The organism is Mycobacterium kiyosense (assembly GCA_021654635.1).
In the GTDB taxonomy this organism is placed as follows: domain Bacteria; phylum Actinomycetota; class Actinomycetes; order Mycobacteriales; family Mycobacteriaceae; genus Mycobacterium; species Mycobacterium kiyosense.
Genome location: AP025179.1, coordinates 2,643,371 through 2,665,831, shown reverse-complemented (window position 1 = coordinate 2,665,831; position 22,461 = coordinate 2,643,371). Strand labels below are relative to the sequence as shown.

21 protein-coding genes and 6 pseudogenes are annotated in these 22,461 nt (G+C 64.4%); 17 read left to right on the top strand and 10 right to left on the bottom strand.

Annotated features, from left to right (window positions below):
• Positions 1–115: 115 nt before the first annotated feature.
• The 7 genes and pseudogenes from L6444_RS12670 to L6444_RS12650 all read left to right on the top strand — a co-directional run.
• The gene (locus L6444_RS12670; protein ID WP_236983003.1) at positions 116–724 is read left to right on the top strand and encodes an FAD-dependent oxidoreductase; all 609 of its coding nucleotides are present in this window, start codon (positions 116–118) and stop codon (positions 722–724) included.
• A 4-nt stretch (positions 725–728) separates the two neighbouring features.
• On the top strand, positions 729–1,079 hold the full coding sequence (locus L6444_RS12665; RefSeq protein WP_236983002.1) for an NAD(P)/FAD-dependent oxidoreductase: 351 nt from the start codon (positions 729–731) through the stop codon (positions 1,077–1,079).
• Between the two features lie 456 nt (positions 1,080–1,535).
• The gene (locus tag L6444_RS12660; RefSeq protein ID WP_236983001.1) at positions 1,536–1,805 is read left to right on the top strand and encodes a metal-sensitive transcriptional regulator; all 270 of its coding nucleotides are present in this window, start codon (positions 1,536–1,538) and stop codon (positions 1,803–1,805) included.
• Between the two features lie 350 nt (positions 1,806–2,155).
• A pseudogene (locus tag L6444_RS30570) lies at positions 2,156–2,449 on the top strand (FAD-dependent oxidoreductase); the annotation flags it as partial.
• A 46-nt stretch (positions 2,450–2,495) separates the two neighbouring features.
• Positions 2,496–2,960 carry a hypothetical protein gene (locus L6444_RS30565; RefSeq protein ID WP_459551934.1) on the top strand — a complete coding sequence of 155 codons (465 nt, stop codon included), beginning with the start codon at positions 2,496–2,498 and terminating at the stop codon, positions 2,958–2,960.
• A gap of 94 nt (positions 2,961–3,054) precedes the next feature.
• Entirely contained in the window at positions 3,055–3,330 is a 276-nt protein-coding gene (locus tag L6444_RS30560) for a hypothetical protein (RefSeq protein WP_459551925.1), read from the top strand.
• 352 nt (positions 3,331–3,682) lie between these two features.
• Positions 3,683–4,368 (top strand): annotated as a pseudogene (locus L6444_RS12650) (IS256 family transposase); the annotation flags it as partial.
• Between the two features lie 203 nt (positions 4,369–4,571).
• Here the strand turns inward: L6444_RS12650 and L6444_RS12645 are convergent.
• Positions 4,572–4,781, bottom strand: a complete 210-nt coding sequence (locus L6444_RS12645; RefSeq protein WP_236983000.1) for a hypothetical protein — start codon at positions 4,779–4,781, stop codon at positions 4,572–4,574.
• Positions 4,757–5,860: an IS110 family RNA-guided transposase gene (locus L6444_RS12640; RefSeq protein WP_236982999.1), complete on the bottom strand. Its 1,104-nt coding sequence runs from the start codon at positions 5,858–5,860 to the stop codon at positions 4,757–4,759. The genes L6444_RS12645 and L6444_RS12640 overlap by 25 nt, the downstream gene beginning before the upstream one ends.
• A 512-nt stretch (positions 5,861–6,372) precedes the next feature.
• Between L6444_RS12640 and L6444_RS12635 the strand changes: the two genes are divergently transcribed.
• Genes L6444_RS12635 through L6444_RS12620 form a run of 4 tightly spaced genes read left to right on the top strand, consistent with a single transcriptional unit; the run spans position 6,373 to position 8,464 of the window.
• On the top strand, positions 6,373–6,675 hold the full coding sequence (locus L6444_RS12635; protein WP_236982998.1) for a hypothetical protein: 303 nt from the start codon (positions 6,373–6,375) through the stop codon (positions 6,673–6,675).
• Positions 6,645–6,986: a helix-turn-helix domain-containing protein gene (locus L6444_RS12630; protein WP_236982997.1), complete on the top strand. Its 342-nt coding sequence runs from the start codon at positions 6,645–6,647 to the stop codon at positions 6,984–6,986. The genes L6444_RS12635 and L6444_RS12630 overlap by 31 nt, the downstream gene beginning before the upstream one ends.
• A 42-nt stretch (positions 6,987–7,028) precedes the next feature.
• Complete coding sequence (locus tag L6444_RS12625; RefSeq protein WP_238304595.1) at positions 7,029–7,784, top strand: reverse transcriptase/maturase family protein; 756 nt, start codon at positions 7,029–7,031, stop codon at positions 7,782–7,784.
• Positions 7,781–8,464, top strand: a complete 684-nt coding sequence (locus L6444_RS12620) for a group II intron maturase-specific domain-containing protein (RefSeq protein ID WP_236982993.1) — start codon at positions 7,781–7,783, stop codon at positions 8,462–8,464. The genes L6444_RS12625 and L6444_RS12620 overlap by 4 nt, the downstream gene beginning before the upstream one ends.
• A gap of 377 nt (positions 8,465–8,841) precedes the next feature.
• Here L6444_RS12620 and L6444_RS12615 read toward each other — a convergent pair whose 3' ends face one another.
• From L6444_RS12615 to L6444_RS12605, 3 genes and pseudogenes are all read right to left on the bottom strand, one after another.
• The gene (locus L6444_RS12615; RefSeq protein WP_236982991.1) at positions 8,842–10,140 is read right to left on the bottom strand and encodes a sodium:proton exchanger; all 1,299 of its coding nucleotides are present in this window, start codon (positions 10,138–10,140) and stop codon (positions 8,842–8,844) included.
• 217 nt (positions 10,141–10,357) lie between these two features.
• Positions 10,358–10,586, bottom strand: a pseudogene (locus L6444_RS12610) (heavy metal translocating P-type ATPase); the annotation flags it as partial.
• Positions 10,583–10,955: pseudogene (locus L6444_RS12605) on the bottom strand (ArsR/SmtB family transcription factor). The pseudogenes L6444_RS12605 and L6444_RS12610, both read right to left, overlap by 4 nt.
• Positions 10,956–11,066: 111 nt before the next feature.
• Between L6444_RS12605 and L6444_RS12600 the strand changes: the two are divergent.
• The 4 genes from L6444_RS12600 (at position 11,067) to L6444_RS12585 (ending at position 13,673) form a co-directional block, all read left to right on the top strand.
• Complete coding sequence (locus tag L6444_RS12600; RefSeq protein WP_236982989.1) at positions 11,067–11,549, top strand: class I SAM-dependent methyltransferase; 483 nt, start codon at positions 11,067–11,069, stop codon at positions 11,547–11,549.
• Between the two features lie 150 nt (positions 11,550–11,699).
• Positions 11,700–12,359 carry a methyltransferase family protein gene (locus tag L6444_RS12595; RefSeq protein WP_309297901.1) on the top strand — a complete coding sequence of 220 codons (660 nt, stop codon included), beginning with the start codon at positions 11,700–11,702 and terminating at the stop codon, positions 12,357–12,359.
• Positions 12,337–13,041 (top strand): adenylate/guanylate cyclase domain-containing protein, encoded by a 705-nt coding sequence (locus L6444_RS12590; protein ID WP_236982987.1) that lies wholly within the window; start codon positions 12,337–12,339, stop codon positions 13,039–13,041. The genes L6444_RS12595 and L6444_RS12590 overlap by 23 nt, the downstream gene beginning before the upstream one ends.
• On the top strand, positions 13,038–13,673 hold the full coding sequence (locus tag L6444_RS12585; protein ID WP_236982985.1) for a class I SAM-dependent methyltransferase: 636 nt from the start codon (positions 13,038–13,040) through the stop codon (positions 13,671–13,673). Before L6444_RS12590 ends, L6444_RS12585 begins: the two co-directional genes overlap by 4 nt.
• 425 nt (positions 13,674–14,098) lie before the next feature.
• Here L6444_RS12585 and L6444_RS12580 read toward each other — a convergent pair whose 3' ends face one another.
• The 4 genes from L6444_RS12580 to L6444_RS12565 all read right to left on the bottom strand — a co-directional run bounded on the left by L6444_RS12580 (position 14,099) and on the right by L6444_RS12565 (position 19,311).
• On the bottom strand, positions 14,099–16,960 hold the full coding sequence (locus tag L6444_RS12580) for an MMPL/RND family transporter (protein WP_236982983.1): 2,862 nt from the start codon (positions 16,958–16,960) through the stop codon (positions 14,099–14,101).
• Entirely contained in the window at positions 16,957–17,388 is a 432-nt protein-coding gene (locus L6444_RS12575; RefSeq protein ID WP_236984062.1) for an MmpS family transport accessory protein, read from the bottom strand. Before L6444_RS12575 ends, L6444_RS12580 begins: the two co-directional genes overlap by 4 nt.
• 663 nt (positions 17,389–18,051) lie before the next feature.
• Positions 18,052–18,294 (bottom strand): YgaP family membrane protein, encoded by a 243-nt coding sequence (locus tag L6444_RS12570; protein ID WP_309297910.1) that lies wholly within the window; start codon positions 18,292–18,294, stop codon positions 18,052–18,054.
• A 342-nt stretch (positions 18,295–18,636) separates the two neighbouring features.
• Positions 18,637–19,311, bottom strand: coding sequence for a MerR family transcriptional regulator (locus L6444_RS12565; protein ID WP_236982979.1), 675 nt, complete (start codon positions 19,309–19,311; stop codon positions 18,637–18,639).
• 510 nt (positions 19,312–19,821) lie between these two features.
• Between L6444_RS12565 and L6444_RS12560 the strand changes: the two genes are divergently transcribed.
• On the top strand, positions 19,822–20,256 hold the full coding sequence (locus tag L6444_RS12560) for a recombinase family protein (protein ID WP_236982977.1): 435 nt from the start codon (positions 19,822–19,824) through the stop codon (positions 20,254–20,256).
• 546 nt (positions 20,257–20,802) lie between these two features.
• Here the strand turns inward: L6444_RS12560 and L6444_RS31090 are convergent.
• A pseudogene (locus L6444_RS31090) lies at positions 20,803–20,928 on the bottom strand (MMPL family transporter); the annotation flags it as partial.
• Positions 20,929–21,039: 111 nt separating this feature from the next.
• On the opposite strand from L6444_RS31090, the pseudogene L6444_RS12555 reads away from it, so the two are divergent.
• Positions 21,040–22,237 (top strand): annotated as a pseudogene (locus L6444_RS12555) (L,D-transpeptidase).
• The last annotated feature ends 224 nt before the right edge of the window (positions 22,238–22,461 follow it).

Here is a 22,461-nt window from a genome sequence, read left to right as displayed (position 1 = left end):
CGATTCTGGTCGACGGCCAAACTGCCATCCGCAGTGTTTGTATGAGCGGGTTCCGGGCAATACTGAACGCGAGGAACGAGAGCTCTGGGCCGACCCGGGCCGGGGAGGGGATGTAATGACGCCGCACGTGCTGGTTCTAGGAGCCGGATTCGGGGGGCTTGAACTTGCCACTAGGCTGTCGGAGTCACTTGCCGGCCAGGTGCGGGTGACGCTGCTGGATGGCAACGATTCCTTCTCCTTCGGTTTCTCTAAGCTGGATGTGCTGCTGGGCAAACGTGACCAGGACGAGGTGCGGCTGCCGTATGCGGCGTTCGCCAGACCTGGTGTCGAGTTCCGCCGGGAAGTGATTACCAGGATCGACCCGGAAAATCGCCACGTGCGCACCGAAGCAGGTTCCTATGAGGCCGACGTCCTTGTCGTTGCCCTCGGTGCGGAGTACGACCCGGCGGCCACCCCCGGTTTCACCGAGGATGGCTACGAGTACTATTCGCTGGCCGGGGCTGAGCGCCTGCGCGGCGCGCTGAGGACCTTCGAGGGCGGCAACGTGGTGATCAGTGTGCTCGGCGAGCCGTACAAGTGTCCGCCGGCGCCCTTCGAGGCCGCATTTCTGCTTGAGGACTACTTCACTGGCCGGGGTCTGCGTGATCAGGTGAGCATCACTGTGACCGGCTACATGGGGGGCGCCGGTGCCGGTCGCGAAGGAGGTTTCCGAGCCGATCCTTGAGCACTTGAATTCGCGGGGAATCACCTTCGTCGGAAAGCGGACGGTGTGCCGGCTGGACACTGACAGTAAGATCGCCCAATTCGTCGAGGGCGGGGGGCTGCCTTACGATTTGTTCATTGGTATCCCGGTGCACCGAGTTCCGACGGTCGTCGCAGAGTCCGGCCTGGCGCCGGAGGGATGGATTCCCGTGGACAAGACCAACTTGGCCACTGGGTTTCCCGGCGTATATGCGCTTGGTGATGTGGCTGCGGCATATACTGCCAAGGCGGGCACATTCGCCGAACGCGCCGCTCAGTTCGTCGCCGACGACATCGCTGCCAACCTGCGGGGGACACCCCCCGCCTGGCGCGTATGACGGGGCGGGCGACTGCTTTATGGAGTTCGGCCGCGGCGAGGTCGCCAAGATGCACGCCGACTTCCTCAGCGGCCCGAACCCAACTGGGGTGCTGCTCGGCCCGTCAGCTCAATTTGCAGCCGAGAAAGCCGACTTCGCCCGCAGCCGCCAAGAGCGCTGGTTCACCGGACTGGCATCAGCTTAGAAGCAGAGCAGTCTTGCGCGTGATCGCCGCTGTGGGAATTCGATAGTGCCCGTCGATCGCACGCCTTCCAGGTAGAAGCGCTGCACCCGGTGCGTGGTCTCGATGGCCTCGGCCGAGCGGATTTTGTGCTCGCCACGACGCTACAATACTAGTACCCGTAGGGGTATATTCCCCCCGCTCGGTTAACGGCTCGATGCGCTAGTGGACGGTGTTGTTCTATACCCCTAGGGGTAAGGTACAATGGGGACAGCCAGGAATAGCGAAGGGAAGCAATGGTTGACGACGAGGACCGAATCATGCCGGTGCTGAACCGGCTGCGGCGCGCCCAGGGACAACTCGCCGGCGTGATCGCCATGATCGAACAGGGCCGCGAGTGCAAGGACGTGGTGACCCAGCTCGCAGCGGTTTCGCGTGCCCTTGACCGCGCCGGATTCAAAATCGTGGCATTGGGCCTTCGGGACTGTATCAGCGGTAGCGGCCCGGGCGGCGCGCCACCACTGACGGAGGCCGAACTGGAAAAGCTGTTCCTGGCCCTGGCGTGAGGTTGCGTGATCGCCGCGACGCCCGACCAGCAAAATACTGCTACATCCAGGCGGCAGTAGCGATGTCATTGGCTCACGGCACCAAGCAAGCTTCACCGTCGTTGGGGAAACGCTCGCGCGGAACAACAGGTTTCGCCGATCAAACCGTGCCACCCGTCACCCAATCGGGGCACAAGCACGCCAGGCCGTGGCGTCGGGTGCCGAGACTGCGAACAGTAAAAGCCCCCAACTGGCCAACGACGCCGGGGACATCAACCCAAACGGCCCCCGCGGGTTCTTCTCTGCGCGGGGCCAGATCAGCTAATCAGTACACAGCGAGGAAGGTGCAGCAACGATGACGAAAAAAACTTGTGATACTCGGCGCGGGCATCGGAGGACTGACTGCCATCCACGAACTGAGACAACGCAACATGCTCAACAGCGGCGATCTCGAGGTCATTCTGATCGACCCGGATTTCACTCATTTTCAAGGCTTCACATTGCCCTGGATTATGCGTGGCTGGAGGACCGCCCAGCAGGCCGCGCTCACACCAAGTGAGCAGACGCTCAACGGTGTGCACACCATCACCGGCACCGTCACGACCATCGATACCCAGCGCAAAAAGGTGCTAGGCGACCACTTTGACACCAACTACGACGCACTCATCGTCGCGGTCGGAGCCAGAAACAACCCGGGCAGAGTTCCCGGGCTTGCCGAAGCAGTCGATGCGGGGAGTCGCCCACCACTTCTACAGCATCTCCGATGCGGATCAGGCGCGCCGCGCGCTAACCGATTTCGCCGGCGGCAACATCGCTGTACTTATTCCCTCATTACCGTATCGCTGCCCTGTGGCACCCTACGAGGGCGCGATGCTCGCCCATGACTACCTTATCGAGCACGGAAAGAGAACGGCCACCCAGATCGACATCTTCACGGTGGAACCTCAGCCGATGCCCTCAGCGGGCACCGGCCCGGGCCGAAAGCTGATGGTCTTGCTCGGCGATGCTCAAATCGGCTTTTATCCGAACATGCAATGCCGAAGCGTTGACGCGGCCGCCCGGATGATTCGCTTCGAGGGCGCTGCCACCGCCCCGTTTGACCTGCTCCTGTTCGTCCCACCCCACGAACCCGCCTTTGGGCTGGGGTGGCCCGGGATGGATCACCGTCGATCCTGAAACGCTAGCCACCCAACACGAAGGCGTTTGGGCCGTAGGGGATGTCACCAGCATCACCACCCCCAGCGGCCGCCCACTGCCCAAAGCGGCGATCATGGCCAAAGGCCACGCGAAAACAGCTGTTGGCGGCGCACTAAAACACCTCGGCCTCGCATCCTCCGATACCGCCGCATTCGACGGCCACGGATACTGTTTCATCGACACAGGCAACCACGAATCCGCCCGCGGAATCGGCGACTTCTATGCACTCCCCGAACCCGAGGTCGAACTCGTCCAGCCATCGAAAGAGCTACACCAGCTCAAACAACAAGAAGAACGCGAGTGGATCGACCTCTGGGCCGCACAACCGCACGACCGAGACACAAGTTAAATACCGCAACCCATGTCCCCCAAGTGGTGGTGCTGGTGGATGTGGCCCTGGCGAGTCCGGGTTTACGCCAGTGTCGGCGGACATGAAAAACTGCCCACTGGCGGACACGAAAGTGCCCAGTAGCGGCCAATAGGAACTGCCCACCGGCGGACACGAAAGTGCCCGCAGGCGGCCATGAATCTGCCCAGACCTGTTTGATGCCGTGCGGCGCGTCAGCGCTGTGGCGGCTCCTGGGTTGCGTCCCGTGAAGCGGTGTAAGTGGCGGCGGCGTGTCGGTCGCTGAATATGAAGGGCCATCGCGTGAGTCTCTGTAGTGAAACCGCCAAGAATCACTACCGAGAGGAACATCGCGATGGCCCTGGATCAGTCTGCCTTGTTGGAGGTGCTTGATGCACTGCGCAATGCCGATGCCAGTGATCGGATCAGGCAAGCCGCGGAGACGATCTATCAGGCGTTGATCGATGCGGAGTTGACCGCGGTGATCGGCGCCGGCCCGCACGAGCGGACCGAGTCGCGGACCAATCAGCGCAATGGGTCGCGGCCGCGCACGGTCAGCACCACGGCCGGGGATTTGGAGTTGCGGATCCCGAAACTGCGCACGGGCTCGTTCTTTCCGGCGTTGTTGGAGCGGCGCCGCCGGGTGGACCAGTGCCTGTTTGCCGTGGTGATGGAGGCCTACCTGCACGGCACCTCGACCCGTAAGGTCGACGACTTGGTCAAAGCGCTGGGCGCCGACACAGGGATCTCCAAAAGCGAGGTCCCGCGCATCTGCGCCGACCTGGACACCGAGGTCGCCGCGTTTCGCGACCGACCTCTCGGTGATCAGCGGTTCCCGTATGTGTTCCTCGACGCCACTATTGCAAGGCCCGGGTCAATCACCGGGTGGTGTCCCAAGCCGTGGTGATCGCCACCGGGGTCGCTGCCGACGGGCGCCGTGAAGTCCTGGGCTTCGACGTCGGCGACAGCGAGGACGGCGCGTTCTGGACAGCGTTTCTGCGGTCCCTGAAATCGCGCGGCCTCTCAGGAGTCCAGCTGATATGTAGGCCAGTCGTGTCAATAGGCAGGTGAAAGCCGCCCCGGCGAATGTCGGGGCGGCTTTCGTTTGATCAGTGTCAGCCGGGTTGTTGGCGGTCGTTGGTCAACGACGGTGGTGTCAGACTGACCCGAAAATCGGATGGTGAGTGGGCAGCCGAAGGCACCCGACGGGAGCCGGGTCATGTTGTGGCGTTGTCGATTTAGTGTCAGGCCGCGTTGTCGGTGATGACCGCTTTACCGTCCCGGATGGCGATGTGCTGGCCGGTGAGCGCTTGGAGTTGGGTGGCGAGGTCGCGGGCACGGCGGTGTTTGTTGATCCGGGATTCGTAGTAGCCGGGTCCGAGGTCGCAGAATCGGGCTTGTGGATCGGAGAGCAGGTGATAGATGACGGTCAGCACCGAGTTGCCGGTGGCCACGATCGCCTTCTGCTTGCCGCGGCGTCGCGCCAGGCGCCGATAACGGTGCCCAGGAAGGTGTCGGCGCGGGAGTTGGCGAACGCGATGCGGCCAAGAGTGCCGGCCAGCCACGGGTTGCCTTTGCCGCGGCCCTTGCTCATCGACTTACCGGCCGACTCGTGGGTCTGCGGGCAGAACTTGGCCCACGACACCAGATGCGCGGCCGTTGGGAACCGGGTCATGTCGACCCCAGTCTCAGCGATGAGTTCGGCGGCGGCAACGGTGTTCACGCCGACAATGTCAGCGAGCCGGGCTGCCTGTCGGGAGAAAGGGTCGATCGCCTCCTCGATCCGGGCGTCGAGTGTGGCGATCTGCGCGCCGATCCGGTCGCTGTTATCAAGCATCATCCTCAGAATCGTCGCGTGGTGGTCGGTGAAGAATCCGCGTAGCGCCTCTTCGAGCTGGTCGGTCTTCTTCCGCGCACCGCTTTTGGCCAGCCGGGCCAGCGTCCGCGGATCCCGCTCTCCGGCGATCAGGGCTTCCATCATCACCCGCCCGGATACGCCGTGCAGGTCCGAGAGCACCGACGAGATTTTGATCTGGGCGTCCTCGAGCAGCTTCTCAACCCGTTGCTGCTCACGGGTGCGATCCTGCACCAGAGCCCGACGGTAGCGCGTGAGGTCGCGTAGCCGACGGATCTCGGGCGGCTGCACCAGTGACGGGCGGCACATCCCACGCTCGGCGACTTTGGCCAGCCAGACCGCGTCGGCCCGGTCTGTCTTCGCCCGACCTGGCACATTCTTCACCTCGCGGGCGTTGACCAGCCAGCAGTCAAACCCCTCGGCCTCCAGAAGGTAGTACACGCCCTTCCAATAGGTGCTGGTCGATTCCATCACCACCCGCTGCACCTGCCAGTGCCGCAACCAGCCCGCCAACGCCAACAGCTGTGCGGTCGTCGTACCGTAGCTGCGCAGCTCCTGCATTCGTCTGCCGGCCCGTTGTGCTTGCGGCACCCGCACACACGCCTCCAGAACAGCCTTGCCCAGATCCAGCGCCGCGACCCGCTCCACTAGCAGTTCGACATCATCGACCTCGTCCATAACGAAAATCCTTCCCGGGAAACCGATTACATGAGCGCGGCCGCCCGCAGGAACCGAACAGGGATAGAAAAGAGTCGGACCCTCGTGCTCATGGCAACAATGCGCAGCCCCACCATCGGCTCCCCGGATCAAACTGATATACGGGCTCACCAGCGCCAAGAATGATCGACCTCGGCGAGCGACCGCACCCGATTTTCCCGCATGCGCGGGCGTCCCCGGAAGGGGACCACACAACTGATATGCGCGGGTTGGATACCGCAAGACGATGGTTCGGCGCGAACGGTGGCTGCTCTCTAGAACCGGGCGTCAGATAGAAATCGGGGTGAATTTCGTTGTGGCTCATAGCTGTAACGCAGATCCGGTTCGCCTACCTCGCCGTCGACCGGCTGGCTCCGATCAAGCTCAGTGGTGGCGCTTAGCTCAGGGTCGCCAGTGACCAGCACCAGCCGGCCAGCTCGCGTGCGACGGCGAAGGCCCGGGACACGCTGCCGCCGCTACCCGGTCGACCGGAATTGGAAAAACTCGCCGCCGACCTGCCCGGGCTCTGGCACGCGCCCACCACCAGCAACAAGGACCGCAAACGGCTGCTACGCACCGTGATTGCCGACATCACCCTGCTCCCCGAACCCAACCACGGCCAAGCGCGGATCGGGATCCGTTGGCACACAGGCGCCATCGACGAGATCACCGTCGCCCGCATCGCCCATCCCGGCACCGCCAAACGCAGCCCTTCACCAGCCGTGGCGATGGTGACCCGCCTGGGACCCACCACCCCACCGCCGAGTTGGCCGCGCTGCTCAACACCGCCGGGCTGACCACCGGCACCGGAGCCCCGTTCGACGTCAAGGCCGTGCAGTGGATCCGGCACGCCTACCACATCCCTGCCCCGAACCCTTACGCCGAAGGACAGATCAGCGCCGCCGACGCCGCACAACGGCTCGCCGTCAGCACCGGCACCGTCTACAACTGGATAAAGACCGGTAAGCTCGCCGCCCACCGCGGAACCGGGAACCGGCTCTGCATCCCCTGGAACGAGCACATCGAATCTGAATGCCGTTGCCGCATCGCCGAATCCGGCCACCTCAACCCATCGGCCCACTACATCAGATCCCGAACTCGGGCCTGAAACGCCGCACGATGTCGGTGCCGGCTGGCATCATATTGGGCAATGAAGTCGACCAGCCTCCAGCCCCCATCACCGAATCCGATCCCTACACGCGACTGCAGGAAGGGGCAATATGAAGCATCCGTCCCGGTACTGCGGGACCGGGTGCAACAGGCCCGAGTCGCCAACGCGCTGGAGCCCGAGTGGGAGGCGCGGTTTGAGCCGCGTTCGTACGGGTTTCGGCCTGGGCGTGGCTGTCATGACGCGATCGAGGCGATCTACTGGACGCTCAAAGGCCAACCGGCCAAGCGGCAATGGATCCTCGACGCCGACCTGTCAGCGGCGTTCGACTGCATCGACCACGAGCGTCTACTCACCCATCTCGGCACCTTCCCCGCCAGGGGAATGATCGCCGGGTGGCTAGCCGCCGGTGTGATCGAGCGGGGCCGATTCGCCCCAACCGAGCAGGGTACTCCGCAAGGTGGGGTGATCAGCCCGATGCTTCTCAATATTGCGCTGCACGGGATGGAAGAAGCCGCCGGTGTCCGCTATCTGCGTCGCGACACCTATGGGGTCGAGACCAGGGCGGATTCGCCGGTGCTGGTGCGCTACGCCGATGACTTCGTCGTCATGTGTCACACCAGAAACCAGGCCGAGCAGGTCTGGCGCCGGCTCGGTGAGTGGCTGCTCCCACGAGGCCTTACGTTGAACGAGACAAAACGCACATCGTTCACGTTGATCAAGGTTTCGACTTCCTGGGATTCAACATCCGCAACTATCGCGGCAAGCTGCTCATCAAACCCAGCCCGGCGGCGATGAAGCGGGTCCGGCAGCGACTCGCTGCTGAAGTGCGCTCCCTGCGGGGAGCCAACGCCGAAGCAGTGATCCGGCGGCTCACCCCGATCATCCGGGGCTGGTCCGCCTACTACCGGAACGCGGTCTCCAAAGAGGCGTTCGCCACGCTCGATCATCACCTGTGGCAGCACCTCTACCGGTGGGCGCTGCGCTCCCACCAGAACAAGCCGAGACACTGGGTCGTCAACAGGTATTTCGGTAAGTTCAACCCGTCCAGACAGGACCGGTGGGTCTTCGGTGACCGCGACAGCGGCATCTACCTGCGCCAGTTCGTCTGGACCAAGATCGTCCGCCACCGACTGGTCATGGGCACCGCGTCGCCAGACGACCCGGCCCTGGACCAGTACTGGGAGGATCGGCGCCGCAAGACGTACTCGCTCCTGGGTGGAGTCACCGCGTCGCTGCTGCTTCGGCAGCAGGGACGCTGCCCCGCCTGCGATACGTTCCTGCTGTCCGCCGACCACGGTCCGCAGAGCCCACAGGAATGGGGCCAGTGGACCAGCACCCTCACGCGAGCACTCCGCAAGAGCGCCGTTGTGATGGATGCAACCCAAGGCGACCATCCGACCGCACACCGCCTCATGCACGCCCACTGCCGACAACGGGAACACCGAAATAGGCAGCGGGTCCAGCCGATTCAGTAGAGAGACGCCCTCGGGGCTTGCTTGAGCCGGATGCGGTGAAAGTCGCACGTCCGGTTCTGAGGGGCCCGGGCGCAGCAATGTGTCCGGGCTACCCGACAAGTGTCACACACAACTCTCCTACGCTCGGCGGTCTTCGACCACGAGCATCTCGTGTCGTGGCCCACTTGACCCAGAAAGTAGCGGCAACGCGTTCTCGCGCTGGCGTTCGGCGCTCTGTCACAGTGCAAGACGTCCAAGGACGCGCAGGTCTATCGCCGTCGCGTATATCGTATGGTCACAACGCGGTCCCCAAACACGAGGCTGGGCGTGCCGGGCGCTTTACCGTCGAAGCCAGAGCACGCGTGACGGTCCGTTACCACGTCCAACAGGGAACCCGGTCAGGGCGACCTTGGCTCTGATGCGTCCCGCTGCGGGTTGCGCAGCGCCGAGGTCACGAGCGGTCGAACGTCGCGACGTTGAGCGAGGAAAAACACCACGGCCACCCCGGCATAGATAACCGAGATGATGTAGCGGGCCTGCTCGTCGGGAAGAACAAACTGGGCGAGGAACAGACCGAGCAGCAACAGGGCCTTGGCCCCGGTCAGGCGCAGGTTGATCAGCACCGCGATACCGAGCACCGTCTGGGCGGTGGTGAGCACGAACTCCTCGGTCTGGCGTGCGTCGAGCGGCAGGCCCGCTGCGTGACCGCCGCCTAGGTAGTAGGCGATCGGCAGGCACGCCACCAGCAGGGTCCATTGGTTGAGCTTGGCGGCCAGCAGGGCGCCCATGCCGTCATCAGCGCGGCCACGCAGCGCGAATGTGATCGCCACCAGGACCTCCGGGGATTCCGAAGCGATCGGCGCCAGCCACTGCACCAGCAGGAACCGGTCAATACCCAACTCGCTGCCCGCTTCCACCAACGCCTCACCGAAGGGCTCGGCGGCCGACAGGATCACCACCGCGGCGGCCGCGAATAGCAGCACCACCAGCACCCGTCGGCGAACCCGGGGCTGGGCGGCCACGGTGGCCGCCACGCCGGTCAACTCCTCCTCCGACTCGGCGCTACCGCGAATCCTCCACAGATAGCCGGCGAACAGACCTCCGAGGACCGCCGCGTCATACCAGGCCAGCCGCCCGGTCAATGGAATGATCAGCGCATATAGGGTGGCCGCGCCCAAAAACAGCAACTCCACCCGGCGGTGGCCGGCCACGACCACCCCACCGCTCAGCCAACCAGTGGGCTGTCCAGTTGTGTCGCCCGGGTCCTGGGCGGGGCGTCGGCGGACCGCCCAGATCGCGGTGAAGACCAGCAGTGGCCACGCCACACCGATAAGCAGGCGGTTGGCGCCGGTCATGTTGGCGGTGGCATAAGCGGCGAATTCCGGGCGGTGCCCGGCGCTGTAGGCGAAGAAGATGTCCACCGCGTACTCGGGAAGGATCGCCACCAGCGCCAGCAACGCCAACGCGAGGCTGCCGGAAATGTCGGCGCGGGCCGCCTCGGCTGCCCACATCAACAACGCCACCGACGCCAACACCGCCGCACCGAACACCACCACCGCGATCGGCGCAGGCAACGCCGTACCCGTGACGCGCAACACGACCGCGGGCGCGGCCACCAGCAGGGCGGCCATGACCCGCCCGATTGCGGTACGCCCCGAGACGGCGTCGCCGCTATCGGGCTGGTCAGGATTGGCCACGATGATGCTCCTCCGGCAATGGGTTTAGCAGGCTGGAACGGAGGCTGAGGCTGACCGATCCGATCCGCGCGATGAGCGCAACCAACGCCGTCCGCTGTGGCGCGCAGCATGACGGCATCGCCGATCGTTTTGACCGGCAGACCCCCCGGTGGCCGTGAGCGGCGGGCCAGGTCGGCGCGGCGGGCCGCGAGCCGGGCGGCCTGGTAGTCGCCGCAGATGTGGACGGCACGAACGTCCACGCCCCGATCGCCAACGCGACCGCATACAAGCCCAGCTGAACCGGGTGGGGTCCGCCGGTCCAGCCGACCGCATAGCCGGCCAGCAAGGACCACGCCAGCGGCTGCGGCGGCGCGCAGTTCGCTGACCTCCCAAAGTCGTTCGGGTTCCTGCTCGGTCTCGTCGCCGGGGCCGTCCTCTTCGCCGCCGCAGCCGCACGTCTCGCTCATCGCGCTTCTTTCCGCTCAGGGGGGTGGCCGTAGGTGGGGCACAGGGCGACCGCGCTGCCGGGTGGCCTCCAGCACCGCCTCAGCGGCCCGGAACATCTGCATCAGCTCCTCACAGATCAGCCGGTATACCGAGGCGCGGCCCTGCGGCCGGTAATCGACCAATCCGCAGTCGCGCAGGCACGCTAGATGCGCCGACACCGTCGACTGGGCCAACCCCAACTCGCTGGTCAGATCCACCACCCGGGCCTCGCCGACCGCCAGCCGGCGCAGAATCGCCAGCCGCGTCGCATCCGAGAGGCTGTGAAACAACGCCGTCGCCGCATCCAAGTTCACCGCCGTAGGAGCGGTATCGACCGAACCACTTTTCATCGTCACACAACGATGATAACGTCGAACACTATTGATCGGTCAAATCGGGCATCATCGTTAGGCATCGATGCAAAGTGCGGTCGGCCGGGTTGATCGGAAGAGGAGCTGGCGATGTTGATGAACCGAGCCGAGGTCGGGGTGGTGCACTCGCCGCCGTGGCGGTGGCTGGAACGTGGCTACGTCGTGCCGGTCCTGCAACGGTTCGGTGGCCGGCTACCGCCGGGCACTGTCGCGGCCGAGATAGGGTGCGGGTCGGGATACGGCTGTCAGCTGATCCTGGAGCAGTTCGGCGCCGCCCGCGTCGACGCCGTCGATCTGGATTCGGCGATGATCAACCGGGCGTCGCGGCGGCTGGCCCGATACGGGGATCGGGTCCGGCTGGCCCACGGCAGCGCCACCGACCTGCGGGCCGCCGTGGGCGCGGGCGACGGCGCCTACGGCGCGGTGTTCGACTTCGGGATCATCCACCATATCCCCGGCTGGCGTAGTGCGATCGGTGAGGCCGCCCGGGTCCTGGGCCCGGGCGGGGCGGTTCTATTTCGCCGAGGTCACCGCCCATGCCCTGGCCCGACCCACCTACCGGCGGCTGTTTGACCACCCCACCGAGGACCGGTTCAGCGCCGAGGAGTTCCTCGACGCCCTAGCCGACCACGGGCTGGTGGTGCTCGGGTCGGCCACCCGCATCAGCGGCGACTACCTGCTCGGGGCGGCCGCCAAACCCCTTCCAAGCCAGGAGTGACTCCCATGGTGATGCCGATCGTCGTGCTGGCGTTGTTCGTCTCGATGATGCTGATCATCGGCGCGTGCCGGCGCTGGATCCAGCTGCGCCGCACTGGCGACAGCGGCAACCGGCGCAGCCTGCGTCCCGACGGGTCCCTGGAATGGTGGGCCCTGGCCATCACCGACCTGGGCTATCTGCTGGTCGGGTTCGGGGCCCCGCTGGCCGCGATCGCCGGTATGCCGACGATCGGCGTTCTGGAGCATCCCCTGCTGCGCGGTGCCGGTATCGGGGTCGCGGTGATCGGTATCGCCGTGACCTTGGTCGCCCAGCTCGGGCTGGGCGCGTCCTGGCGAATCGGTGTCGACGAAACCGAACGCACCACCCTGGTCACCACCGGTTCGTTCGCGATCGCGCGCAACCCGATCTTCACCGCGGTCATCCTCACGCTGACTGGACTGGTGTTGATGGTGCCCAACCCCATCGCGGTCGCCGGTCTGATCATCGCTGTGGCCGGGATCGAGGTGCAGGTGCGCGGTGTTGAGGAGCCCTACCTGCACCGCGTTCACGGCCGCGCCTACACCGACTACACCGCCCGGGTCGGGCGCTTCCTACCCGGACTGGGCCGCCTCACACCCGGCCACCGCCCACGGGAGTCCACACATGGTCGTCAACAACGGAACTGACCAGCGCACAGTCGAGGCGACATTCGCGTTCGTTGACCTGGCCGGATACAGCGTCCTCACCGAGATCTGCGGCGACCACGAAGCCGCCCGGCTGGCGGCCCGCCTCGCCGAGCTGGCCCGCACCGCGCTGCACCCGGATGTCTGCCTGGTCAAGACGATCGGTGACGCTGTCATGCTCGCCGCCGCCACACCCGAACAGATGGTGGCCACCATCGGTGAATTAGCCGACCTGGTGGCCGACGAGGACGGTTTTCTGGCGCTGCGCGCCGGTATTCACCACGGCAGCGCAATTCATCAGGGCAGTGACTATTACGGGCATGCCGTCAACATCGCCGCCCGCGTCACCGCGCTCGCCGGCGCCGGCCAAGCCGTCATCACCGAACCCATCCGCGAGACCGCCGCCAAGCTCGGACGCACCCCACAACCGTTGGGCCCCACACCGTTACGCAACATCACCACACCCGTCGAGCTCTATACGGTGGCGCTCACCGCGGCCCGCTACCCGCGCGACCCCGTCTGCGGCATGCGCATCGACCCGGCCACCGCACCCACCCGCCTGCGCCACAACGATCACGACTGGTGGTTCTGCTCAACCGAATGCGCCCACCGATTCACCGCCGCACCTACCCACTACACCCGCCAACCACACCGCGGCAGACTAGAACAGGAAACACGGTCATGACACGGCGCTGGACCCGCAACCGGGTCAAGTTCTTCCTCGCCGGCCCCATATTCGCGGCCGGCAACCGCTTCATCCCGGGCAAACCGCACGACCGTCTCGCGCAACGCGTCGCCGCCCAGCACCCGCAGCGCGTGCTGGAACTCTGCGGCGGCACCGGCTACGCCGCCCGACGGCTCGCTGCCCGGCTCCCCGACACGATCATCGACTCCCTCGACATCTCTCCGGAAATGCTCGCCATCGGCCGACGCCAACTGGCACACCAAGGTATCCAGAACGTGACTCTGCACGAAGGTGACGCCGCCGCACTCCCGTTCCCCGACAACACATTCGACGTTGTCATGAGCGTCTTCGGATGGCACGAACTGCCCACCGACATCCGCGACCAAGCCATCGACGAAACCATCCGCGTGCTACGCCCGGGAGGCCGGGTCGTGGCCGTCGACCTCGACCAACCACCCACCGCCCAACCCGCGTTCAACGCCTACCTGCGCCTAACCGAACGCCCACACGCCCGCGACGTCCTCGGCACCGGCCTCGCCGACGAGTTCACCGCCCACCACCTCACCATCACTAGTCACGAACCATCAACAAGTTGGACAACACCATTCCAGGTCCTCGAAGCACATACCTGAACCACCGCACCAACCGTCCCACCGGCCAGCGCCGCCAGCCGACATGCACGGGGTTCCAAACGAGTTCGACAAGTCCTCAAGCCCCGGTCTCTACTCAGCCAACAGCGACAGCTCCCAACGGACCAAGTCCAGCGCAGTGATCACCGCTGGGTCATCCGGGTTCAACCCTTCATCGATGAGCGCAGCACGCTCCACAGCATCCGTGCTGAATTCGACCCCGGGTGCCGCCCCGCGCTTCCCACCAACTCGAACTGTGTTGCGCGATCATCGGATACACCCTCCGACCTCACCTACAGAAAACCGCAACCGGGAACGCAAACGATCAGACTGTTCCCAATTAGGCCAGATCACTCCGCCGTCCCTCACCGGGAACAGTAATAAACAGCCCGATCGACCCCCAGATAATAGCCGCGGCATCCGCGTCCTCACCCAGTGGTAGGGAACGCAGCCAGCTGGCGCGGTCCGAAGGGCCGCAGCATCTGGCTGGCCGGGCGCGGGCGCACTCGCAGTGGCCACCAGAACCAGCGTCCGAGCAGCGCCGCGATCGAGGGCGTCATCAAGGAGCGCACGATCAGGGTGTCGAACAGTAGGCCGAGGCCAATCGTGGTGCCGGCCTGGCCGATTGAGCTCAGGTCACTGGCGGCCATGGACATCATGGTGAAGGCGAAGACTAGGCCCGCCGCAGTGACGACTCCGCCTGTTTCGCCCATGGCGCGGATGATGCCCGTCTTTAGCCCCGCGCCGATCTCCTCTTGGAACCGCGAGACGAGCAGCAGGTTGTAGTCGGATCCGACCGCGAGCAGGATGATCAACCCGAACACCGGCGCGATCCAGTTCAAATCCAGGCCGAAGAGGTGCTGCCACACCAGCACTGACAGCCCGAAGGCAGCGCCCAGTGACAGCAGCACCGTGCCGACGATCACCAAGGACGCGACCAGAGCGCGGGTGATGATCACCATCACGGCGAAGATCAGCGTCAGCGCCGCGATTCCCACGATCAGCAGGTCGTATTGGGAGCCTGACTGGATGTCGCGGTAGATGGCCGCCGTCCCGGCGAGGTAGAACCTGGCGTCGGTCAGGGCCGTTCCCTTCACCGCTTGATGCGCGGCGCCCAGTTCCGGCTTGACCGCGGAAATGCCCGCCGGAGTTGCCGGATCGGTGTCGTGGGTGATGATGAAGCGCGCCGCCTTGCCGTCCGGCGACAGGAAAAGTCTCAGGCCGCGCTGGAAGTCGGGATTACTGAATGCTTCCGGCGGCAAGTAGAAGTAGTCGCCACTCCTGGAGGCGTCGAAAGCCTGACCCATCGCGCTAGCCGTATCGGTCATCTGGTCCATTTGCGTGACCAGACCCGAGAAGCTGCTGTGCATCGTGAGCAGCGTTCCCTGCATGGACGTCGCGACGGCGATGATCGGCGGGAACTGGGCGAGCATCTGGGGCACTATCGCGTCGATATTGTTCATGTCCTTGATCAGCGTGCCCATGTTGTCGCTGAACTTGTCCACACCGTCGATCGCCTCGAACACCGACCTGGTCGCCCAGCAGACGGGGATGTTGACACAGTGTTGTTCCCAGTACAAATAGCTGCGCAACGGTCGCGCGAAATCGTCGAAGTCCGCCAGATGGTCTCTCATCTCGTCCAGCGTGGCTTGCATCGCGCGCATATCGCCGACCATGTGATGGGTGGTGTTGCTCATCTGGGCCAGCAAACCTTGCATCCGCTGCATCGAGCCGATGATGGCACCGAGATCGTCGCTCATCGTGAGCATGTCGGCCATCCGGTCCTTCATGAACTGCAGGTTTTCTTGGATCGGAATCGATTGGGCACTGATCTGGAAAGGTATTGACGTGTGCTCGATCGGCCCGCCCAATGGCCGGGTGATGCTTTGCACCATCGCGATTCCCGGCGATCGGAAGACATCTTTGGCAAGCCTGTCCAGGATGATCATGTCGCCGGGATTCCGCATGTCGTGATCACTCTCGATCATGAGGATGTCGGGATTCATGGTGGCGGAACTGAAATGGCGCTCTGCGGCCGCATATCCGACGTTCGATGGCAGGGTGCGGGGTATGTAGAAGCGGTCGTTGTAGCTGAGCTTCATGCTCGGCATGATCAGGATGCCGACCACGGCGATGGCCAGCGAGGCGGCAAACACCGGGCCGGGCCAGCGCACGGTAGCGGTGCCGACGCGCCGCCACGCGCGTGTCTTGATCATCTGTCTCGGGTCGAGCAAACCAAACCCAGTGGCCACGGCGACAACGGCCGGCGCCGCGGTCAGCGCCCCCGCGACAACGACGATCAGTCCCAGCGCAGACGGAATGCCGAGTGCCTTGAAGTACGACAGTCGCGCCAGGTGGAGGCAGAAGGTAGCCCCCGCGATCGTCAACCCCGAGCCCAAGATGATGTGAAAGGTCCCGCGGAACATGGTGTAATAGGCCGCTTCTCGATCCTGACCGGCCTGACGAGCCTCGTGGTACCGACCGATCAGAAAGATCGCATAATCGGTCCCCGCCGCGATCGCCAAGGAGGACAGCATGGCGACGACGAACGTCGAAAACCCCAACAGGTCGTAGTTGCCGAGAAGCGCGACGAGCCCTCGGGCCGTGCCCATCTCGAAACCAACCATGACCAGAACCAGAAGCACCGTGCTGATGGAACGATAGGCGATAAACAGCATGATCATGATGACCACACCCGTCACGCCCATCATTTTGAACATGCTTTTATCGGCGGCTTCGTTCATGTCGGTGGTCAGTGCCGCCGGACCGGTGACATAAACCTTGAGCCCTTTGGGCGGCGCTGACTTGTCGACGATGTCCCGGACCGCTTCGACGGACTCGTTGCCCAGGGTGCTGCCCTGGTTGCCGGCCAGATTGAGTTGGACGTAAGCGGCTTTGCCGTCCCGGCTCTGCACGCCAGCGGCGGTGAGTGGATCTCCCCACACGTTCTGGACATGCTGCACGTGCTTGGGGTCGGCCAGCAGCTTTTTCACCAAGCCGTCGTAGTAGCGGTGCGCCTCCTCGCCGAGTTGTTTGTCGCTCTCCAGGACGATCATCGCGATGCTGTCGGAGTCCGACTCGTGAAACGTTGCGCCGATGCGCTTGGCGGCGATCATCGCCGGCGCGTCTTGCGGCGACATGGTCACCGCGTGGTTGCGTGCGACCGACTCAATCGGCGGCACAAGCACGTTCAGGGCGAGGGTCAGCAGCAGCCATGCCACGAGGATCGGCACCGCGAACCTGCGGACGAACCGCATGAATTTTGGACGGGCCTCGCTACCGGTGTTCATGCGGCCTTCACCAGGCAGGAAGTCTGGGCGTGGTGCCCGGCCGAGGATCGTTCGTTTTTGACTTCACCGTTGACGGTGATGCGGCACCCGATGTGGTCGCTGTTGCCCTGTGCCACCACGTTGGCAATAACCGCCGGCACCGTCGTCGTCATCGCGTACGTCCAGGGCAAGCTGGTGAACTCTGCCTGCTCCGGCTGGGCGTTCTCATTCAAATAGCTCACGCTGCCCGATGTGTCGTCGGGCCCGTAAACCTCGTATATCACCCGCTTGACATGGGATGGCTCGAGTGGTTCGGCACTGCTGGCGGTCGCAGTAAAGATCTCGTCAGAGCCGAAAACGCCGCGCAGCCGACTGACGGCGACACCACCGAGAAAAACTGCCACTACGACGACAAGGGTTACCCAAGCCCGTTTGAGGATGCTGAGAATTGGAGTGTCCCTTCGCTCGTGGCCCGCCCTTGTCAGTAAGTCGTTGTCTATGCCTTACGTCGCTGCGTCGGACGGCTCGTTGAACTTGTGGTAGAGGAGCTTTCCGGTGGGCAGACCGCCATTGGCCTAGCGCAGCAGTTCCGCGTTGGTGGCCCCGGTAAATCCGCGCCAAACCCCGGGGAAAGCCACATCCGCACCCGATCAGATCTGAAGTCCGCAGCCCACATCAAGGCCTCCCTTAATACCCGGCTGGGTATAGCTACTCTGAAGGGTACAACACGGCATAGCAGCCTGGGGCGCAGCCCTACTACCGGCTCTCGCCGCATGGCTGAGCCATCCGCCAGTCCGCGGTACCCGGGCGAAAAAAATACCCATCAAATGCGCCGATCCACCTATATACCCCCTGGGTGTTGTCGACAATGTTCACAGGTACCCCCGGGCAACAGATCCTCATGTCGCGGTGGCTTGCAGCGGGGGGTGCCGCGGCGCGGGACACGCCGCTATGAGGTGTTGCGCGCCTACTTCATCGAGGATGTCTCTGCTGCAGAGATCGCCGACCGGTTCGGCTACTCCACCGCCCCGGTGCATCAGAGGGCACCCTGCTACCGGCCGGCGGGCGTGCGCCTCTTTGTGAGCTCCGGCGCTCACCGCGGTGCTGATCGCTCACACATCAGGATCGATCTTTGGTGGACATTCAGCCGTGCTCGGGACGCCTAGGCGATGCAGCAGCACGCTCATCGGACACCAGCCCCTCACCGCGTTGAGTATCAAGTTCGCGCCAACAAATGCCGTGAAGATCCGCCAGCGACTTGAAAACCTGCGCCCAAGGGCCAAGCTGGTGAGCACGAAAGCGCCGGCCATCAGGCCAGTAATCCGCTCGATGGGCCACCCTTGCGGCTTAGGCATCCCCGAATTCCCCACGCTCATTTGACACCTCATCTAGCTGGTCCTGCACCATAATCGCTCCTACTTTGTCTCGACGGGTTGCCCGCGCCGATGACGCCGGGCTATCAAATTGAAGTCCCCGCTGGTGGCCAGGAGACCCTCCCGACTCTACGTTAACCAAGATATACCCGTCCGGGTATGGGTGTCGGTGCCTTATGTCGCTACCTGCGCCCAGTGAAGCCGTTTGGCTGCGTGTTGCGGACTCAGTCAGCGTTGGTCACCCGACGAGGACATCAGGTCGCCGACCCCGCGGTTTCAGTCTCGGTTCCAAAGAACCGAGCGTGATCGGATGGATCCTGTCTCTCAACAAATTCCAGCATGGTTATGTCCGAGATTTGGGGACGTGATCCGTCCACGAACTCGGACGCAACCTTTAATCTGAACCGGCGTGTGTCCGCGAAATATTGCTGGCACCGTTGGGGGCCCAGCCAGTATGTATCGCAGTCCCCAAATGACGTGTCTGGCGCCCGGTCTCGGCGGCGGCCAAATGGATTCCGCGGCGTTCGCCCCCGGGATGACGATGAACTCCGCCCCCGGGATGACGTGAACTCCGCCGGACCTTGCGATCCATAGCCTAGGCTTCCTCGATGATTGGGCAGACGATGCCGGCTGTTCGTCGGTGCAAGCAGCGGCTCGACTCCGAGTGGCGGCGAGGGTTTCGCGGAGAGCGTGCAGCTCGGCAATGGCGGTGTCAACCTCGGCAATGCGGGCGTCGAGGACGCAGACCGCGTCGCAAGGCGGGATGCCGCCATTGCGGATCGCGAGGACTTCGCGGATGTTCTCCAGATGTAGGCCAAGGCTGCGGGCCCGGCGGATGAAGGTCAGCAGCTCGACGTCGCGCTCGTCGTAGAGCCGGTAGCCGGCCGCGGTCCGCTCGGTGGCGGGCAGTAGCCCCTTGGCCTCGTACATCCGCAGGGCCTTGCGCGTCAGGCCCGCGGCGTTGGCGGCCTGTCCGATGGTCAATCCCTGCGGCGCCATAATCGAAATCTCCTCTCACCCCATTGTTGACCTTGCCCCAAGGGATGGGTTCTACCGTCGGGGACGTCCAGAAAACCGACGAAACAGGTGATGAGCATGCCGTTCCGCGAGGGAGAGCTCTACCGGTGTCCGGACAGCGATTGCGGCTGCGAGCTAACCGTGACCAAGGCGGCGCCGCCGACATGCACTGGCCAGCACGCTCCGAGCTGCTGCTGTGGCAAGACCATGGTCAAAAAGGCCGGCTAGGGCGCGCACCGGGGATGACCCGGTCGATCAGCCATTGCGCCGGCTCCGCCGAGACGGCAGGTCGAGGTGGTCGATGATCCACCCTGTCACGATCCCTCAAACCGCATCGTTTTACAGCACCACCTTGGTGTATCCAGGACGTTTAGGTAACGATCGTTCGCGCGACGGTCTGCCAGCCTGTGCGTTTGCGCTGGACAAATATGTAACGCTTGCCGTGGCCGCGCCACCGTCACGCTGTCGGTGGTTGGCGATACGGTCCGGCCCATGCGGATCGGCTATGACCGGGGTCTCCACCGCGACCAGCATCCCGAGGCTCAACGCGATGCGCTCACCGCGGCGGGCTGTGATAGATCTTCCTGGATAAGGCTTCGGGCAAGCTGGCCCGCCCGGCCGGAGCTCGACAAAGCTTTGCTGTCGGCCAACCGCACCGGCGACCAACTCGTTATCACCAAGCTTGATCGGCTGGGCCGTTCGTTGGCGCATCTAATCGAGCTGTCGGCCACGCTGCAGGCCCGCGGAGTGGATTTGGTGGTGCTCGATCAGGGCATCGACACCACCACCGCGCTGAGACGGATGTTTTTCCACATCCTGGGCGCCATCGCCGAATTCGAGCACGCCTTGATGTCGCACCATGGACGGCCTGGCCGCTGCGCGGGCCCGCGGCCGCACCGGCGGGCAAAAGCCCAAACTTGGGCCTAGGCAGGTCAAGCTGGCTCGGCAGATGTATGACGAGCTCGGCCAAGACGGGAACCATCGCTACACCGTCGCCGAGATCGCCGCCGAGTTCGGCGTCAACCGACCACCATCTACCGCGACCTGAGCAAGCTTCCAGCTCCCGGCGGCATCACGTGACCCCTTGGCCGGGCTCGGCGCATCCCGAATTACCCGCACAAGCCGATCGGGCTGCTGGGCCCGATCCTGGCCTGGCATGGCCGCGAACGCTGCTGGCCCGGCGCGCGAACGCCGTACAACGCCGGCGGGTGGCCTACCGGCATGGGCAAGACGAGATCGTGGATCTGCAGATCGAGCGGCAACGCGCGCTTGATCGGCACCTTAGCCGCGACCGAAGCCGCGAGCACAGTTTCGATTGCGGCCGCGAAGGGAAGTCCGACAACAGCGTGTAGCTGGCTCGGGCGTTGCCGCGCTGGTGGTGGCCACCAAGGACCAGCGTCCAGGCGCCGCCTTAGAATGGCGTCATCCAGGAGCGGACGAGCAGGGTGTCGAACAGCAGGCCAGGGCTAATCGTGCTGCCGGGTTGGTGACGTACACCTGGAGTCCTGTGGGCGACGCTGAGTCGTCGACGATCTCGCGGACCGCTTTGATCGACTCGGTGCCCACGGTGCTGCTGCCCTGCTTGCCGGCCACATTGAGTGGGCGGCGCCGGTGATAACGAAGATGAGAAAGGACAGGAGGCATCTGGTGCCTATCGGTCGACGAACTCGCATGGGCCTCCTCGCGGTCGCCGTGATCAGCGTGATTGTGATGGCCGTTGTGGCCGTGGTGGTGATCGGGCGAGGCGATGGCCACAACGGTGCGCTGCCCACCGAGGCGGCCCCGCGCCGTGAAACGCCTGCAGTCATCACCGTCACCCCAGGCCTTAACGCGGTGAACGTCGACCCGCTGGGCGCGGTCACGGTGAGCGCGGCCACCGGCATTCTGACCGAGGTGCAGATGGTCAATGACCAGAACACGCAGGTGCCGGGTGTCATGACTCCCGACAATCTAGTGTGGAAGCCCAGTGTGCCGCTGGGTTACGGCCGCACCTACACCATTACCGTGGCCAGTCGCGGGCCGACGGGAACTCCCGCGTCGCAGATGTCCAGGTTCACCACGCTCATACCCAGTAATCAGGCCGCGGTGTCGCTGACCACCACCTCGGGTGCGGCGCTGCATGACGGCGGCATCTACGGGGTGGGAACGGTCATTGTCGCCCACTTTGACGAACCCATCACCGATCGCGCGGCCGCGCAGCGCCGACTGACCGTGACGACCGCTCCGGCCGTCGACGGCTCCTGGTATTGGGTCGATGACCAAAACGCCCATTGGCGCCCGGAGCACTACTACGCGGCGGGCACGAAAATCACCGTGGCGGCCAACATTTATGGCGCGCCGCTAGGTAGCGGACTGTACGGCCAAGCGGACAAGCAGACGTCGTTCAGCATCGGTGATGCGCATGTGTCTATCGCCGACGACAACACTAAACAGGTCAACGTTTACGACAACGGCGTTTTGGTGCGCACCATGCCCACCTCGATGGGTATGGGCGGCACCGAAACCGTCGCCGGCCAAACCCTCACGTTTTGGACCCCACCCGGGGTCTACACGGTGATGGATAAGGCCAATCCGGTCGTGATGGATTCGTCGACCTACGGCTTGCCCGTCAATTCCCGCCTCGGCTACCGCGAGACCATCAACTACGCCACCCGCATCAGCCCCGACGGCATCTATCTGCACCAACTCGACAGCACCGTGTGGGCCCAAGGCAACACCGATACTTCCCATGGCTGTCTGAACCTGAACGGCGACAACGCCCAATGGTTCTTCGGCTTTTCCCCAACCCGGCGACATCGTCGAGGTCCGCAACACCGGCGGCCCGCCACTGTCGTTGCCGAACAACGGTGACTGGAGTGTGCCGTGGACGCAATGGCAGGCCGGTAGCGCCCTTAGAGCTTTGCCCTAGCCTGAGCCGGAGATATCGAAGGCCCACGCTGTTCGGCCCTGGGGTGATCGATCCGCGAGGTTGGGGCCGGGTCACGACGACTTCACACGCTTTTCTTCCGCTGCCTTTTTGTAGGGAAGCGAAAGTAGATCAGATCTCGTCTCACTCGAGGGTTTGGGTTTGCGGTCCGCGCGCACGGTTCTCCCGTCGGTGCCGGTCGTACGCGGCGCCGACGTCGCTGCCGA